Raw genomic sequence first — 16,219 nt, 5'->3', positions numbered from 1 at the left:
AGATCCACCATGCAAGGTCAATCATTTGAAGAAATCCTCACCCAATTTGAACCCCTTATTAAAGGCCAACTAAAAAAACTCAATCTCTACCGTTCTCATGATCACTTCTACCAAATTGGCGTCTGTGCCTTATGGGAAGCTTATCGGAAATATGAAGAAGGAAAAGGCTCGTTTCCAGCATTCGCCCTCTATACAGTGCGCGGCCATATGTTGATGGAGCTACGAAAAGAGCGCACCTATGACGAGCGCTATGTCCTGCAAGATCAGCAAACGAGTACAGACTTTGTGATCCCCGCGCCTATTGGTGACCTGTTCAGAGGAGAGGATCCATTAGCCGAGCTCGAGCCTTACTTGGGGCAACTCTCAGCACGCGAACTTCTCTGGGTGCAGGAGGCGATTGTATTTGAGAAGAAACTTGGTGAAATTGCAGCCGAGCAGAACGTGTCGAAAAACACTGTAGCAACGTGGCGGAAGACGGCGTTGAAGAAGCTGCGGTGCGTGGTAGGTGTGGCGAGAGGTTGAAATAATAGATTATTCCCATATTATGTATGCACTTGACTGATTATGAGCCGATTTCGTCGGAATATCTTGCTGATTTGACGGATTATGCTGTGGTTCTGTCGGATTTCGACAAAAATTCGGCGGAATCACCTGCTTAGACTCTAATGCGGCCTATGAATTTCCACATATTTGATGAATTTGCTCAAAAACCCACTCTCACGCTCTAAAAAAGCCCACTAAAAAAAGCCATCCACAAGACGGCTTACGGGACAATCATATATCCTTTGTCTTCAACGGCTTCTGCCATTTGCTCAGTCGTCACGCGCGATTCATCGTACGCGACTCTGGCTGTCTTGTCTTCTAGGTGAACATCGGCTTGCTCGACTCCGTCTAGTCCTTCTAGTGCTGCTTTCACTGTGTCTAAGCAATTGCCACAACTCATTTTCTCTACTTGCAAGGTTACAGTTTGCATGAAATCCCTCCGTTATCAGTACTGATAATTAGTGTTTGATGACCTTGGGAAAAGTATACATTTCACTTACACTTCTTCACGATTAATAAATGGCTTAAAAGCGGATGCAATCTCTTCAACCAATTGAGCCGATGTGAGGTTGGTATCTTCCGTCCCTTTTGTTTGAAGATGTTGAAGCAAGTCTTTTAAATGTTGCTCGGTAAAATTTGTAGCTTCTTTCAAAGTAGACATTTAATGGTTCTCCTTCATTTGTTAGTTAGTAGTACATAACCTTTCTGCTAGGAAAGTAAACATTTATTTTATTTCCACACTCGAACTCTCAATATTTTTTACCAAATCATCAATGTAAGTATATTTTTTCAAAGGTTAGTAGTTTTTTATCATATCGAAATACAGGCTTGATCCACATGAACTATCTTACATCCAATTGACATAAAAAGACAAGTTATTATTACCTATTTATTGGTATTTTTCATTCTATTTTGACATATATCATGCTGCTTCCTAGAAATAATTTAGTATTCTTCCCTCTCTCCCAAATGTTTCAAATTCACTTCAACAGGCTAAACACAAAAGTAGAGACGAATGCTTCATCAAAAATAGGAGGAGATCAAATTGGATTTACGAAACAGACAAACAGATGGACAACCGAAACAAGAGCAAGAACGTCAGCCTGGTATTGAAAGTGAGATGAATCCTCTCCCTATTTACGAGGATGATAACTATATAGGTACAGGCAAGTTGAAAGGAAAAGTGGCATTGATTACGGGAGGAGATAGTGGAATTGGTCGTGCTGTGGCCGTTGCTTACGCAAAAGAAGGCGCAGATCTTTCCATTGTCTATCTTGATGAGCATGGGGATGCGGAGGATACAAAGGCTCGTGTCGAGAAAGAGGGAGTGAAATGTCTCTTAATCCCAGGTGATGTCGGAGATGAGTCTTTCTGTAACGAGGCCATTGAAAAAACAGTAAATGAGCTCGGAAGCTTAGATGTCCTTGTGAATAACGCAGCTGAACAGCATCCAAAAGAAAGCATTAAAGACATTACAAGCGAGCAATTAGAAAAAACGTTCAGAACAAACTTCTATTCTTACTTTTACTTTACGAAAAAAGCGATCGACTACTTGAAGCCAGGTAGCACGATTATTAATACAACGTCGATTAACCCGTACCGCGGAAACCCGCAGCTAATTGACTATACAGCAACAAAGGGTGCGATTAATGCCTTCACACGATCAATGGCACAAGCCCTAGTAAAAGACGGAATACGCGTCAACGGTGTTGCTCCTGGTCCAATTTGGACACCACTTATTCCATCAACCTTCCCTGAGGATAAGGTTGCTGAATTTGGAACAGATACACCTATGGGACGACCAGGACAACCGGTTGAACATGTCGGTTGCTTCGTTCTACTAGCTAGTAATGACTCGTCTTACATGACAGGTCAGACACTTCATGTGAACGGCGGAGATTTTATCTCGACATAACTTGGAAGGCCCATCGCTCGAATTGGAGTGAACCGGGAGTCTTCTATATATCAACAGAGCAGAGGACCAATCAGGACCTCTGCTCTTTCTTATTTATCATCTAAATCGTTACGATTACTTTTTTAAATTTGCCTTCATTAATGAGGAAATCTGTTGCTCATCTGTATTTGGAATTTGTTCTAATTGATTAATAACTAATTCTTGTCGCTCTGTTGAGTGATTTTGACTTAACTTAGCTTTTCCTTCTATCTTATTGATTCTTATTCTGAAACCTTGAATTCCTTTGCTCATACCTGTGATGAACTCCGCATCTACATCTTTTAATCTGTATGAACTGTTAGGAGTTTCATAGTTCAATACCATCTCATGTAAGGAATCCATTAATTCATTTTCGTCCTCTACAAGCTCGACTTCTCCATAAACATGAACTGTGACGTAATTCCATGTTGGTACTGCTTTATTTGTCTCATACCAAGACGGGGAGATATAACAATGAGGACCATGGAAAATAGCTAGAACGGTTTGATCCTTTATATCTTTCCATTGGGAATTTGGACGAGCAAAGTGTCCATATAAGTATGTATTCTCCTTGTTCAAAATTAACGGTAAATGAGTTGCAAATGGCAACCCATTGTGCTGAGAAAAAAGAGTTGCAAAACTATGCTCTTTCATAATGTCGTAAGCCACTGTTTCATCTTTAACTCTAAAATGTGAAGGGATATACATGTTAATCCACCTTTCAAAAACTTATGTGAGTGAATTTGTTTTCCATCACCCCTATAACGAGAATGTGCTCCCATTTAAACTAACCCATTACTTATTAGTTTGATTAACCTTCAAGGGTACACTCTTTTATAAGTTACTTCATTTCACTCAATCAAACCTCTATATAATCCATAATTCCTCTTGTATTACTTATATATTCCCAGTCATCTTCTAAATTTTCCCTAACTCTCTTAAGAAAAAGAACAGAGGCCCAAAACAGGACCTCCGCTCTTCACTTATTCATTACGACCGCTAGACTTTTCATCTTTTCTTTCGGTTTTCGCTGAAGGAGATTCTCCCTCTCGCCCTTCCGCTTTCTCATCTCCCCCAGCTGCCATTTCCGTAATAGCTTTTTCAAAATTGTTGACCTGGCCTCGCGAGACAAAACTCTCAAGCATCGCCTTTAAATCCATTCCCGTGCTTTCCTTTAAACTTTCTTGTAGGCCCACCATCGTTCTTGTGACGTTGCCTGTAATTTTCGCAGCGCCTCCATTGGAATCAGCACCGCCAAAGTCAATGACCTTCATCACTTCAATTTGAGAAAGAGGCTGTGCCACTTCACGAGCATATTTAGGAAGCATATCAATGAACATCTCAAGGATAGCAGCTTCTCCGTATTTTTCCATCGCTGCAGCCATCAGCTCTTTCGCCTCGGCTTCTGCACGACCTCTCTCACGGATAACTTCTGCTTCTGCCAGACCCTTTTGCTTTTCAATTAATGCCTTTGTTTCCCCGTCAATTCTGGCTTTTTCAGCTTCAGCTTCTGCATTGGCTTTAATGTCATACGCATCTGCATCGGCTAGCGTTTTACGTTTCTTCTGTTCCTCTAGCTCGAGCTCAACTTGGCGCTGGCGTTCAATGTACTGGATCTTCATTTCTTCTTCTTTTACTTGTTGAGCAAGTCTAGCTCTTTCCAGTTCGTATGATTGTTCAGACTTGGCCCTTGCTCGTTCTGTTTCTTCTTTAATTTGAGCTTGCTTGATATCCTTTTCTTTCTTAGATTCAGCAATGGCACTTAAGCGTTTGTTTTCTTCATCTTGGGCTTCTTGATCATTTCTTGCTTTGTACATTCTTGTTTCTTTTTCTGCATCAGACTCCGCCATGTCAGCCTTTTTGCGGATTTCAGCGATTCTCGGTCGTCCTAGGTTTTCTAAGTAGCCGTTCTCTTCATCAGCATCGCGAAGATCATCTAAACCAAAAGAAGTAATCTTAAATCCCATATTATCTAATTCTTGCTGGGCAATATCCTGCACTTGGTGATTAAACGATTCTCGGTCATTATTAATTTGTTCGACAGTCATTTTTGATAAAATCGCACGCAGATTGGTACCTAGAACCTTTGACACTTCGCCTTCAATTTCACCTTGCTTTTTCCCAAGAAATTGTTCTGCATAATTGGCAATTCCTATTAATGAATCAGCAATCTTCACAGAAGTAACAGCATCAGCGATAACCGGAACCCCTTGTGAAGTGTACACTTTAGGTGTCGTTAACTTGATTTGAAAGGAGTTTAAGTCAACTGGTGTACACGTTTGGAACATCTTTAAACGAATACCCCCACCTCGAATGATTTTCAAGCTTCTTCCATTATCATCAAAGAAAATTCTCGCATCTTCTTCTGGATCACCAAGCTTCGGTCCAGTAATGATTAACGCTTGGTTCGAGCTAGCCGTTCTATAACGCTTTTTGAAAATAAAGAAGCCAACCCCACCTACAACTAATAAAACGAAAAGTAAAATACCACTAATAATCAACCAAATCATACCCATCATAAAACGCACCACTCCAAACTTTTAGATTGAGCTAAGTATGTATGAAAGCTCATGTACTCTTATATACGGCTACAAGTTGGGAATGTTTCACTTTTATGTAAATATTTTTAGTTCAGGGTGATGAAATCAGTAGAAAGTTCACTTATACTAAAATCTTCTTGGGTAAACTCGGACATTTTATTGTATTTGGGTTTCTTGCCGGTATGGTCTTTTTGATGTTGCCGATTAAACCCTTATTGCGAAGGGGGCTATATGCTGCGAGTTCTGCTTCATTGGTCGGTGTAATCGATAAGTTTCATCAACATTTCCTGATTAATCGAAGTGGAAGGATTTTGGATGTTTATATTTATGCAGCAGGGAGTTTAGCAGCGGTACTTATACTAATGGCTATTTTATTCTATTTAAATGGGTTAGGTCACTTATAGTAACAACCTTTAATGATAAAAATGAAGAGGCTAAGAAAATAGTTTAATGCGAGGGTTTAGAGTGAATTAGCTTAATCCAAAACAAACTCACTAAGCGTAATGGCTTAGTGAGTTTTTAATTAGATATTTTAAATTGTTTTGCTCTTACCAACTAGACTTCTTCACACCAGGTACTTGTCCTTTATGAGCTAGTTCGCGGAATTTAATACGAGATAGCTTGAACTTTCTCAGGTATCCACGAGGGCGTCCTGTGACTTCACAACGATTGTTCAGTCGAGTTGGCGACGAGTTACGAGGAAGCTTTGAAAGAGCAACGTAGTCTCCCTTTTCCTTCAGTTCGCGGCGCTTCTCCGCATATTGTGCAACGAGACGCTCGCGTTTTTTCTGACGTGCTACCATTGATTTTTTAGCCATTTTATCATCATCTCTCCTTACTTTTTCTCACAGATTACTATAACTACTACTTCACTCAAAACGTAATAATTACGATTTAACAACTATCTTAACGAATTATTTCTAAGTTGTCAAACACCAACTCTTTTTCACACTCCCTTTTCTCCTCTTTACAAGAGACACCTTATTATGATTTAATACTTATAAATCGTAATTGTTACGTTTTGTAATTTTCATTTCAGGGAGGATCTTATCATGAATCAAGCTCGAGTTCAGTTTGCCAGAAAAATGTATATTCAAAGCCTTCCGGAACAAGACCGCAATCTATTCCTATATGTTGATAAACTTGAAGCAGAGCTCGAGGATGAAGCAGATACCGAGCAGCATTACTTAAAACTGCTCAAGCAACATACTCCAGTCATACAAGCAGCTAAAGAGTTAAATATGAACCCAACCACAGCCTATGAAACCGTCCAACGCATTGAAGCGAACATTACTGATCAACTTCCAATATTATTAGAGAAAACAAAACTAATAGATTACACTGATATGCTTAAATTAAAAGGCCTGTGCCCGCCTGAGGATGAGAAGAAATATCTTCTTCTTAATGGGTTGAGTAACTAATCGTTCCCCTCCATAAGAAAACTCTACTAGAATTAATAGTAGAGTTTTTTACGTTATTCCATTCCAATAATGTTAAATATGCCTCTCCCCTCTCTTCGTTGTATGCTACTATTTTCAAGTAGATTCATGACTACTTCTAAACATCTTCAAAAACGCGACGACATCTACCCTCATTACGTCTAACTAAGTAAAAAATAGGAGGAAGAGCTTTGTCTGATAAACAAGAAGTTATTTCTGAATGGTACTCGCTCTATAGCAAATCAATCTTTAATTTTGTTTTACTATCTGTACATGAATATCAGCTGGCCGAAGACATCACACAAGAAACTTTTATTAAAGCATATAAGAGCTTTGAGGCGTTTAAAGGAGAGGCGAGTCCGAAAACTTGGTTATTCCGGATTGCCCGACATACTACAATTGATTTCATCCGAAGAAAGCAGCCTACTCGATACATAAAAGAAATGCTCAATCTACGAGTGGATGTAAGCCCCTTACCTGAAGAGGTTGTGGAAATAAAAGAAAACTCTAGAGAATTGTTTCACGCCTTATCTCACTTAAAGAAATCCTATCGAGAAGTGATTGTTTTGCGTAAGGTTAAAGAGTTTTCTACAAGGGAAACAGCCGAGATCTTAAATTGCTCTGAAAGTAAAGTCAAATCGACATTAGCGAGAGCTATTCCTGCTTTAGAAAAAGAGCTGTTAAAAGGGGGGTTTTGTTATGAAGAGTCAGTTTGATCAACCATTTAAACAACTAGACAAAGACATTCTTTGGAATGATGAAAGAAACGAGCAACTAAAAATGGACATAGATAGCACCATTAATAAGCTTGAAAGAAGAAACCGATTCAAAAGCAAACTTGTTTATCCTTCTACCATTCTTGCTTTTATTTTGATTACTGTTGTCAGCCTAACGATGATTCTTTCAAATGACAACCAACAACCCAATCATACGGGAGGAGCTACGGATGCTGAAGAAACGAGTGACGAGAAGCAATATTCCCCTGAAACACAACAATATTTAGAGAAGAAAAAGAGAGATACCATCATTAATCCAATCATTAGCGGACACGATGGAATGAATGGCTATGTGATATATGGGTGGGATCATGATAATTACAATGTAGAAAATTTAAAGAGATCGATGGAGTACAGGATTCCTGAGACAGAAGACGCACTACAGGTTGTGGAAGATCCTTACCTCAAAAAGGACTATGAAGAGATTTTGATCCTCCTCTTAGAGCTAGAGGAAAAGATAGAGAATGAGGAAGAGCGTACCCGTTTAGTAAGGGAGCTCCAATTAATTTACCGGGACTTGGATTATTATCTTCGTAACAACACCTATCATGATGCCACTCATGTCAGTCATTACGGAAAAAGCATACGTGAAAAAGAGAATGAGAGTAATTAAGCTCTAATTAAAAAACGATGCCTGTGTTTATCCCCCTAAGCACAGACATCGTCTTTTTTCATCCCAAATACTCTTCCAATTCCTCCTTACTCACTGGCTTACTAAATAAATAGCCTTGCATATGGTAGCATTCATTCTTTAATAGAAACTCTTTTTGATACTCTTCCTCTACCCCTTCGGCGATGACGTGTAGCTTGAGGCTGCGGGCGAGGTTAATCACGGCTTCGGCAATTTCAGAGTTGCTGTAATCATCTTTAATATCTTGGATAAATGACCGGTCTATTTTTAGGCAGTCAATCGGTAATGTTTTTAAATAGACTAACGAGGAGTAGCCTGTTCCGAAATCGTCAATAGAAATCGATAGGCCGTATTCTTTCAAATCCTCTAATGCTTTAATTGTCTCTTTTGAATTAAACAAAAGCGTGCTTTCTGTAATTTCTATATCTAATAATTGTGGTGGTAATTGCGAATCAGATAGAATCTCTTTGACCTGCTTCACTAGAGTCGCTGGGTCTTGAAATTGTTTCGGTGAGAAATTGACCGCCAGACTAAGCGGCTCTGCGCGTTCTTCATTCCATTTGTTGACTTGAAAACAAGCTTTCTCCATCGCGATCTTCCATAAAGGATGGATCAGCCCCGTGTCCTCTGCAACGGAAATAAATCGATCTGGTGAGACATAGCCAAGCTCCTCATCTGTCCAACGAAGTAAGGCTTCAACTCCCGTGACGACATCCGCTCTGGCATCGATTTTTGGCTGGTAATAGACCTCGATGTCTTCGTTTTTAATCGCTTTACGGAGAAGTGCTTCGATCCGTAGTTTCTCATTTTTCTCGATGCTAATGGTCTCATCGTATAATACTGCCACATTACCGCTGCGCTTTTTGGCCTCATACATCGCGACATCGGCATTAATCATCAGCGTCTCGATGTTTTCCGTATGTTCCGGGTAGAGGCTGATGCCACAGCTTGCACTGACAATCACTTCATTTCCCTCGACGCTATAAGGTTGGTTGATCGCCTGTACGATGGTGTCAGCGATGCTTCTTACTTCGTCTTTTTCAAGCTTGCTACACAAAATGACGAACTCATCCCCACCCTGCCTTGTGGCCACACTGTTTTCAGAAGAGAGACAGTTTTTGATTCGCTCCGATATTAAGATAATTAATTGATCTCCTTTGGCATGGCCCAACGTATCATTAATATCTTTGAAGCGATCAATATCAATAAATAGGATTGCAACCGTCCCTCCTGCCGATTGTGCATTCTCAATTCTCTCGCTTAACTCTTCTTGAAAATACCTTCTGTTCAACAACCCCGTCAGCGGATCATGATATGCTTGAAATTTAATCACTTCTTGGCTCGTTTTTAAATCATTGACATAGGTCTGCAACGACTTTGATAGGGCATTGACATCGTTCACAAGATATCCGAGCTCATCTTTTCGATGTAATTGAATCGTACCGCCGAAGTTTCCTTGAGCAATCTCATTGACCTTTTTAACAATGTTTCCAATCGGCTTTGTAATCGAGCGTGAGAAAACAAAGCTCGTTAGTAACACCAGGATGATAAATGGGATCGCTAATAGTAGATGTTGGATTAACTCTTTTTTTAGCTGGTCTTGAATTAAGCTATTATCGTACGTCACCCCGATGACATACGCCTCTTCCGTACCAGCATGAATCGGTACAAAGGTTTTCGAAATCTCTTTTTCATCTATTTCTTCGACGTAGTTCTGTTTTTCTCCTGACTGGTTAGCTGCTTGCACAAGCTCTACATCGCTTGGTTGGTTACTATATTGATAGGTTCCATACCAAATCGGTTGATCAACAATCCGAATAAAATTGTTTCCTTCTAAATAGAGCATATCTGTGTCTTGGCCAAAGCTCTCAGGATTAAAGACGGTCAGCTCAAGCACCCCATCAAGCTTCTCCTTAAAACGTTCAATAATATTATCTGGTCCAAAACGAGTTTCATAATCGAAAACCTGGTCGTCACGAAAATAGGGATTGATCATATAATTGGTCGAGCCATCATAAAAATAACCCCATTTATCGGTGTGTTCGGGGTTACTAGCTGCCACTTCAACCGGGCCGGTCCAATAATTAGGTAGCGTCATCCCCTCTTCCACCGTCACAGGTGATAAACGAAATAACTGCTGAAAAGCATCGTACCAATAAAGCCAGCTATTGGTAGACATCCCGATTTCATACGGATCAGAGGATTTCACCCCCACGATGTCATCCTCCGTTTCTGCTAAGAGGGTAATATGAGCAACCATCAGCTCCTCAGCTAACTCCACTAACTGCTCATTCGTCACCTCTTCATGATTGGCAGGTAGCGCATTCCGTATCGCAATGGACGCTGTCCGTAATTCTCTTCCCATCAAATCCTCCACATAGAGCGCCCCTCTTTTAGATTGGTCTACTTGATAGGATATTTCTTCCGTAATTAATTCTATTTCTCTCTCATTGAACTCGATTAATTGCTGGTGCGAACGCATGTAGTGCAAGGTGCTATTCGTGATTAAGATACACAATACCAACGAGGTGAAAATCAATGGTAATTTCTTTTTAATTGACACTGTGGTTCCTCCTAAAATGGCTATACAAATGGCAGATATTTTAATTCATTTACACGGCTGTATCTGAATGCTTGATGAATGAGTAGTTGAGAAAGGATTGAAAGATGGCCATAAACGGTTCAGGCTGATGGATATGAGCAACATGACCTGCATTTTTTAACTCAATGTAGTGAACATGAGGAATGAATTGGCTTAAATCACGGAGTGTACTTTTGTATAGCTCATCCCACTCACCCATCACCCATAAAATAGGCATCTTCATGGTGACTAAAGCGGCACTAGAGTCGAATTCACGTTGAAGAAAGATGGCCTTTTCTAAAGCAAGAGGGTGAACTTGTAGAGCATAGTTTAGAAAAATAGCTGCTGAATCTTCAGCTATGAAAGGGATATTTGGATTAAACAAACGAGCATAAAGCTTGATCCACTCTACATATTCATATCGGTCTTTTATGGCTAATACTTTAGTAAGCTTTTGATCAAACAAAGAAGGAACCTTACAGCAATACCCACCAACAAACGTCATACTTAGTACCATCTCAGGGTATTTACGAGCAAAGCCCTTTGCAATGATACACCCGAAACTAAGACTGCAAAGATGAGCTCTGTTGATCTTGGCTTTCGTATAAATGCGATAAAGCTGCTCGATTAATTGCTCTAAGGAAAATTGCCCCTCTAACTTCGGATCATAGAGATCGTAAGAGATACAGTGATAGTGAGCTTGCAACACTTCCATCTCTCTTTTAAACGCATTCCGATTCCCGACAATCCCATGCAAAAAAATAATCGTTTCTTTTTCCATGACAAAACCTCTTATCTATTAAGTAAAAACCGAGAGCTCAGATCTAAACTCACTATATGAAAGTAGTAGATCTAATGACTCATTCATTTCATTATATTTCTAGAAGTGGAAGGATGTAAATGGAATGTTGTGAGGAGTTTTTCCAATGAAACTTAGGGAGTGCCTAGCACTTCACCTGATTATGCATTCATAGAGCTCAATGCCACTCATCAAAAAGGCCAGTATCCTTGAAATATCACTCAAACGCAATAATGACCAATAAAATTGTAATATAGTTACTTATCTTGTAACATGTTTCCGGTCTTCATCTATTTTGGCGGAGGTTTTTATATATTGATTTTACTTATATCCATAAATTGTATGTATCTGTTCATAAATGTAAGTATTTCATTTATATATCAGATTTTTCATGTAGAAGTGTTATATTGTCGTACATATATGAATTTTTTTGATGATAATGAGACGCGGCCAATAGACGTCTACACAAAAACAAACACGAATCGTACTATTAAAGTACGATCCGTGTTTGCCACCCCAAACCATTTCTTACAGACATAATCATCACGACACCCTATATCCAATAAAACCCATACGCTAACATTAGTTTTGCACTAAAGTAGTTGAGATTTGGAAATAAGGGTTTGGCTTCTACATTCGACACAACCAATGTAGCGACTGTGATTCTAACTATCTGGCAGAATATGAAGTGTGCACGCTGCGAGACACCTTAGCTACTATCAGTTGGTATTGGCTCCTCCATTATTCAGACCGCTCAGAATAAAGGGGCGTGGCACTGTGCTCGTTAACAGGCCGTTATGACTGACATTGGAAATCTCTTCATTCCTTGCTCCGTCCAGAATTGAACTTGTATATGGATTAATAACCGTATCTGCGCTGCTATAGACGGATGTATATAGGATTGGATTCGGCGTTTCATCCCCACTGTTCAAGTTAGTCAGGAAGGTGCTGCCCGGCATCATTTCTCTTGCACCAGCCGTTAACCATCCGAAGTAAGAGGTGTTAGTGCCATGATGAGGAGAACCAAGTGTAATCACGTCATCGACTTTGCTACTTCCATCCAGGTTTTTAATATAATAGCGAGTGCTGAGACCCCCCATGCTGTGAGCGATGATATCTACCTTTTGTGCTTTCGTTTTCCTCAATACATCAGTAACAAAACTGGAGAGCTCATCCGCATTTTGGACATTACTCCCCGTCCTATTGGAATACTGAATCGCAAATAAATGGCTTTCCGGCCAGCCCTCACTGATAAGCCAATTCTTCATCGTGTCAAAATTGGAAGCGCTTCCACTATAGCCGTGCACAAAGACCACTGGGTTTACCGTAACTGAATTCGAGGTTGGCTTTGCAGCTCCAACAGGACCATAAACACCCAACACTAGGAAAATCGCAACAATTAAACTTAACAATCTTTTCATCTACTAACCTCCTCCATATTTAAAACAATGTATTCTATGGAAGTAGTGTAAAATCATGCTAATAAATAAAATAAATTAATTATCAGGAGGAAAGTAGTGTGTGGTAAAGTGAAAATAGTCTTCATATAGGTAAAAAGACTATATCCTGTTAATAATGAATGGTATCTTTATAGCGTCAGCCTCGGCTAAGAGTTAACTACTACAATCGAAAATGATTAAAAGGTGTGCTAAATTACTAAACACCTACTCAGTTATCGCGTATATGTAAGGGTGGTCTTCACGCGGAAGATGCGATGGATGCTTCCGTCAGCAGCGGTTGTTAGGAAGGGCTATACGATACATAAAAAGGAATCACAGCTACGCTGCGATTCCTTCTTTTCTTGATCAGGCACTGTCCTTCAAAATATCGTTGATTTCGTTTTTATAGAGATCTGATTTACCTCCGAAAACAGCCTGGATGTTATTGCTGTATTTCATTACACCGGCTGCTCCGAGGTTCTTCAGTTCAACTTCGTCAATTTTTACCGGGTCCTTGACCGTTACGCGAAGCCGGGTAAAGCAGGCATCGACGTCTTCAATATTTTCGCTTCCGCCCAGTGCTTCAAGAATGAGGCGTGCTTTGTCACGGTAATCATCTTTCTTTTTCCCGTTCTTTGCAACTGCACTGCTCTGGTCGTTCCCTTGTTTCTTTTCATTGTAATCTTTACGAGTATAAAGTTTCGCTTCCTGCCCTGCTCGGCCCGGTGTAGCGAGGTTCCACATTTTAATGGCAAAAGAGAAAACATAGTAGTAGATTACAAAGAAAACGGCCCCCAGTACGAGGTTCATCCACCAGTTCGGTGTTCCCGGTAGGGCATTGACGAGGACAAAGTCAATCAGACCCGAGCCCCCGGCCCACCCGAGATGAACGTTCAGCATATAGGTAATCGCAAAACTGAAGCCGGTAATGACTGCGTGCAGTCCAAACAGAAGCGGTGCTACAAACAGGAAAGTGAACTCAATCGGCTCTGTGATTCCTGTGAGAAATGCGGTACCAGCCGCAGCAAGCAGCATCCCTTTTACGATCGGGCGGTTGTTCTTATCTGCCTGACGGTACATGGCAAGTGCCGCTCCAAGAAGACCAAACATGACTATCGGGAACTTCCCTGCCATAAACCTTCCTGCTGTCACTTCTTCCCCTGCAGCGATCTGAGCGAGGAAGATATACTGGTCACCAGAAACTAAGCTTCCGGCCACCTCAGCTGTTCCACCGAGCTGTGTCCAGAGAAATGGTGCATACCAAATGTGGTGAAGACCAGTTGGTATAAGCACCCGCTCAAGAAATCCGTAGAGACCGACATAGACAGGATTGGTTGCATCCGTGGCGATAACATTAGCCACAGCATTAATCCCCATCTGAATCGGTGGCCACACCATCATCACAGCAAAAGCAAGGAGAATGGACATGAAGACCATGACGATCCCGACCGAACGATCCCCGGCAAAAAAGCCGAGCACTTCAGGCGGTTGGAACCGTTTAAATTTGTTATAGACCCAGACCGCCAGCAGGCCGACCACGATTCCACCAAGCACACCTGTCTCAAGGGAAGCAATACCGAGCGTCATCCCGTACTCCCCTGCTTCTCCCGCCATCTCAGGCGTAATATTCAGAGCCAAGGAGATTGTCGTATTCATAATAATGTATCCGAGCAAAGCTGCCAGTGCTGCAATCCCAGATCCGCCTGTGAGACCAATAGCAACCCCAACAGCAAATATGATCGGCAGGTTTTCAAAAATACTGAGACCAATTGCCGTCATTGCTGAGCTTACGGCCTGCATTGAATCCGCTTGCAAAACTGTTAAATAATCAGCAAGCGGCCCGCTCATAGCAGCCCCAATTCCAAGTAGAATCCCTGCAGCCGGGAGCAGAGCTACTGGAACCATTAATGATTTTCCGAATTTCTGCAAGCTTGCAAAACTCATGTTCTTTCCTCCTCCATGTTCGTCTTACACCAAATCCGGACCAGCTGTTTATTTTTCGGTCTTTCCATGTTAATTGAAGGCGCGGGACTCCCTTTTGAAAAACGAGTCGGGTGAGATCCTGCAGTGAACCTCATCACCCAACTCGGAAAGCGAAGCAGCCAGAGTCCGGTTTCACCTACTATTTCACTGTAAGCTCAGGCCAGAATTCCTTGTTTTCTTCAATGAGATCGTCAAGGATTTTGCGGGCACGCGGTGCATCCACAACCGTACGGCTCAGCGTAAGAGCTTGAAGAAGTTTACGATAGTCTTTTTCATACCATGCATCTACCACAAGTTTTTCAAATGCAAGCTGTCCTTCGATGAGACCTTTTTCAAATGTCGGAATGTCACCAACAGCGAACGGTTTTGGTCCTCGGGACGTAAGGGCAGCTGGCACTTCAACCATCGCATCGTCTTGGAGGTTTGAGATAATTCCGTTGTTTTCCACAATGACGATATATGTATCTCCGCGGTTATAGGCAAGTGAAGCTGCAACTCGGATCATGTAGCAACCGTGGATGTCCACTTCCAGTTCTACGTTCTCGGTCGTCCCGTCTGCAATCAGTTGGTCACAAAGATCATTTACACGCTTCTGACGTCCGTTAATAACCTGACGAGCACGTGTATTTTCCACATCCTCTTTTTCCACCATCTGTGAAGGATATAGGTAGTACTGCAGGTAAGTGTTCGGAAGATAGTCCGGAAAATCAGTCAGCATTGTCTCAACCTGCTTAAACGTCTTAATCCAGGAAGGATCGTTCACAATTTCAGAGTCTTCCGGGAGAAACCCATCGTCTAGAATCGCACGTTTGATATCGTCTGTGAGACGGTTTCCTTCTTTATCGTAAATGTTGGTAAACCAGCCGAAATGGTTAAGCCCAAAGTATTCCGGTACAAGATCCCAGATTTCTTTTCCAAGAATTTTCGCGTAGCTGACCATGATCGCCGCTGGCATATCACAAATATTCAGGATTTTTTCGTCGTTAGGAAATTCCCTACGAAGAGCTTCCGCCACAATGGCTGCCGGATTCGTGTAGTTAAGGATCCAGGCTTCCGGTGAATACGTCCGGACATCGTTTACCACGTCGATCATATCTCCTATCGAGCGAAGTCCATATGCCATCCCCCCTGGTCCGCATGTTTCCTGGCCGACCGCACCATGGCGAAGAGGAATCTGCTCATCCTTCTCCCGCATAGCAAGTCCACCTGTACGGATCTGGACGAATGCAAAGTCCACATCTGTGAACGCTTCTTTTTTATCCGTTGTATACGTGAATGATTCCAGTTCCGGGTACTTTTCCTTCAGAATCACTTCAGTTGCTTTTGCGATCTTTTCCTGACGGCTAGCGTTTGTATCATAGAATGTAATTGATTTGAGGGGGAAATGCTTTTTTTCCTCGATCAGGCTCATAATCATTCCGATCGTGTACGTGCTTCCGCCGCCCACAACCACAAGGTTCTGTTTTTTCATGATGAATCCCTCCATATAGCATTTATTTGTATTTAAATTGTATTAAACTAATTCTAATACAAATATAATACATATAAATGAAAG

Annotated in this window: 15 protein-coding genes and 1 pseudogene; 6 read left to right on the top strand and 10 right to left on the bottom strand. The window is 41.3% G+C overall.

Translation table 11 applies throughout. From position 1 onward, the window contains the following. Positions 1-9: 9 nt before the first annotated feature. Positions 10-522 carry a sigma-70 family RNA polymerase sigma factor gene (locus AB3N04_RS13175; RefSeq protein WP_368503204.1) on the top strand — a complete coding sequence of 171 codons (513 nt, stop codon included), beginning with the start codon at positions 10-12 and terminating at the stop codon, positions 520-522. A gap of 241 nt (positions 523-763) precedes the next feature. Here AB3N04_RS13175 and AB3N04_RS13170 read toward each other — a convergent pair whose 3' ends face one another. Together AB3N04_RS13170 and AB3N04_RS13165 are read right to left on the bottom strand one after the other, a co-directional pair. Beyond that, positions 764-973 carry a cation transporter gene (locus AB3N04_RS13170; protein ID WP_368503203.1) on the bottom strand — a complete coding sequence of 70 codons (210 nt, stop codon included), beginning with the start codon at positions 971-973 and terminating at the stop codon, positions 764-766. A 66-nt stretch (positions 974-1,039) separates the two neighbouring features. After that, a complete protein-coding gene (locus tag AB3N04_RS13165; protein WP_368503202.1) occupies positions 1,040-1,204 on the bottom strand; it encodes a hypothetical protein in 165 nt (54 codons plus the stop codon). 384 nt (positions 1,205-1,588) lie between these two features. On the opposite strand from AB3N04_RS13165, the gene AB3N04_RS13160 reads away from it, so the two are divergent. Beyond that, on the top strand, positions 1,589-2,458 hold the full coding sequence (locus AB3N04_RS13160) for an SDR family oxidoreductase (protein ID WP_368503201.1): 870 nt from the start codon (positions 1,589-1,591) through the stop codon (positions 2,456-2,458). A gap of 114 nt (positions 2,459-2,572) precedes the next feature. Here AB3N04_RS13160 and AB3N04_RS13155 read toward each other — a convergent pair whose 3' ends face one another. Beyond that, a complete protein-coding gene (locus AB3N04_RS13155) occupies positions 2,573-3,184 on the bottom strand; it encodes an FMN-binding negative transcriptional regulator (protein WP_368503200.1) in 612 nt (203 codons plus the stop codon). Positions 3,185-3,459: 275 nt separating this feature from the next. Beyond that, positions 3,460-4,992 (bottom strand): flotillin family protein, encoded by a 1,533-nt coding sequence (locus tag AB3N04_RS13150; protein WP_368506046.1) that lies wholly within the window; start codon positions 4,990-4,992, stop codon positions 3,460-3,462. Between the two features lie 206 nt (positions 4,993-5,198). On the opposite strand from AB3N04_RS13150, the pseudogene AB3N04_RS13145 reads away from it, so the two are divergent. Further along, positions 5,199-5,324: pseudogene (locus AB3N04_RS13145) on the top strand (hypothetical protein); the annotation flags it as partial. A gap of 240 nt (positions 5,325-5,564) precedes the next feature. Here the strand turns inward: AB3N04_RS13145 and rpsN are convergent. Then, complete coding sequence (rpsN, locus tag AB3N04_RS13140) at positions 5,565-5,834, bottom strand: 30S ribosomal protein S14 (RefSeq protein WP_317121598.1); 270 nt, start codon at positions 5,832-5,834, stop codon at positions 5,565-5,567. Between the two features lie 234 nt (positions 5,835-6,068). On the opposite strand from rpsN, the gene AB3N04_RS13135 reads away from it, so the two are divergent. From AB3N04_RS13135 to AB3N04_RS13125, 3 genes are all read left to right on the top strand, one after another. After that, positions 6,069-6,437: a hypothetical protein gene (locus AB3N04_RS13135; protein WP_368503199.1), complete on the top strand. Its 369-nt coding sequence runs from the start codon at positions 6,069-6,071 to the stop codon at positions 6,435-6,437. 209 nt (positions 6,438-6,646) lie between these two features. Then, on the top strand, positions 6,647-7,171 hold the full coding sequence (locus AB3N04_RS13130) for an RNA polymerase sigma factor (protein WP_368503198.1): 525 nt from the start codon (positions 6,647-6,649) through the stop codon (positions 7,169-7,171). Continuing rightward, the gene (locus AB3N04_RS13125; RefSeq protein ID WP_368503197.1) at positions 7,155-7,844 is read left to right on the top strand and encodes a hypothetical protein; all 690 of its coding nucleotides are present in this window, start codon (positions 7,155-7,157) and stop codon (positions 7,842-7,844) included. The genes AB3N04_RS13130 and AB3N04_RS13125 overlap by 17 nt, the downstream gene beginning before the upstream one ends. Positions 7,845-7,902: 58 nt before the next feature. Here the strand turns inward: AB3N04_RS13125 and AB3N04_RS13120 are convergent, their stop codons facing one another. The 5 genes from AB3N04_RS13120 to AB3N04_RS13100 all read right to left on the bottom strand — a co-directional run bounded on the left by AB3N04_RS13120 (position 7,903) and on the right by AB3N04_RS13100 (position 16,135). Then, entirely contained in the window at positions 7,903-10,425 is a 2,523-nt protein-coding gene (locus tag AB3N04_RS13120) for an EAL domain-containing protein (RefSeq protein WP_368503196.1), read from the bottom strand. A 49-nt stretch (positions 10,426-10,474) separates the two neighbouring features. Further along, positions 10,475-11,224, bottom strand: a complete 750-nt coding sequence (locus tag AB3N04_RS13115; RefSeq protein ID WP_368503195.1) for an alpha/beta fold hydrolase — start codon at positions 11,222-11,224, stop codon at positions 10,475-10,477. A gap of 737 nt (positions 11,225-11,961) precedes the next feature. Beyond that, a complete protein-coding gene (locus AB3N04_RS13110) occupies positions 11,962-12,663 on the bottom strand; it encodes an esterase/lipase family protein (RefSeq protein WP_368503194.1) in 702 nt (233 codons plus the stop codon). Positions 12,664-13,047: 384 nt separating this feature from the next. Then, on the bottom strand, positions 13,048-14,625 hold the full coding sequence (locus tag AB3N04_RS13105) for a PTS transporter subunit EIIC (RefSeq protein WP_368503193.1): 1,578 nt from the start codon (positions 14,623-14,625) through the stop codon (positions 13,048-13,050). Between the two features lie 178 nt (positions 14,626-14,803). Continuing rightward, the gene (locus AB3N04_RS13100; protein ID WP_368503192.1) at positions 14,804-16,135 is read right to left on the bottom strand and encodes a 6-phospho-alpha-glucosidase; all 1,332 of its coding nucleotides are present in this window, start codon (positions 16,133-16,135) and stop codon (positions 14,804-14,806) included. Positions 16,136-16,219 lie beyond the last annotated feature (84 nt).

This window comes from Alkalihalophilus sp. As8PL (assembly GCF_040939795.1).
Classification (GTDB): Bacteria; Bacillota; Bacilli; order Bacillales; family Bacillaceae_D; genus Alkalihalophilus; species Alkalihalophilus lindianensis.
This window is presented reverse-complemented; position numbering and strand designations above follow the sequence as displayed.

What these genes read in the sequence shown, in the direction of transcription:
- AB3N04_RS13175 (WP_368503204.1), top strand. Translation starts at nt 10, where the DNA reads ATGCAAGGTCAATCATTTGAAGAAATCCTCACCCAATTTGAACCCCTT.
- AB3N04_RS13170 (WP_368503203.1), bottom strand. Translation starts at nt 973, where the DNA reads ATGCAAACTGTAACCTTGCAAGTAGAGAAAATGAGTTGTGGCAATTGC.
- AB3N04_RS13165 (WP_368503202.1), bottom strand. Translation starts at nt 1,204, where the DNA reads ATGTCTACTTTGAAAGAAGCTACAAATTTTACCGAGCAACATTTAAAA.
- AB3N04_RS13155 (WP_368503200.1), bottom strand. Translation starts at nt 3,184, where the DNA reads ATGTATATCCCTTCACATTTTAGAGTTAAAGATGAAACAGTGGCTTAC.
- AB3N04_RS13150 (WP_368506046.1), bottom strand. Translation starts at nt 4,992, where the DNA reads ATGGGTATGATTTGGTTGATTATTAGTGGTATTTTACTTTTCGTTTTA.
- rpsN (WP_317121598.1), bottom strand. Translation starts at nt 5,834, where the DNA reads ATGGCTAAAAAATCAATGGTAGCACGTCAGAAAAAACGCGAGCGTCTC.
- AB3N04_RS13135 (WP_368503199.1), top strand. Translation starts at nt 6,069, where the DNA reads ATGAATCAAGCTCGAGTTCAGTTTGCCAGAAAAATGTATATTCAAAGC.
- AB3N04_RS13125 (WP_368503197.1), top strand. Translation starts at nt 7,155, where the DNA reads ATGAAGAGTCAGTTTGATCAACCATTTAAACAACTAGACAAAGACATT.
- AB3N04_RS13115 (WP_368503195.1), bottom strand. Translation starts at nt 11,224, where the DNA reads ATGGAAAAAGAAACGATTATTTTTTTGCATGGGATTGTCGGGAATCGG.
- AB3N04_RS13110 (WP_368503194.1), bottom strand. Translation starts at nt 12,663, where the DNA reads ATGAAAAGATTGTTAAGTTTAATTGTTGCGATTTTCCTAGTGTTGGGT.
- AB3N04_RS13105 (WP_368503193.1), bottom strand. Translation starts at nt 14,625, where the DNA reads ATGAGTTTTGCAAGCTTGCAGAAATTCGGAAAATCATTAATGGTTCCA.
- AB3N04_RS13100 (WP_368503192.1), bottom strand. Translation starts at nt 16,135, where the DNA reads ATGAAAAAACAGAACCTTGTGGTTGTGGGCGGCGGAAGCACGTACACG.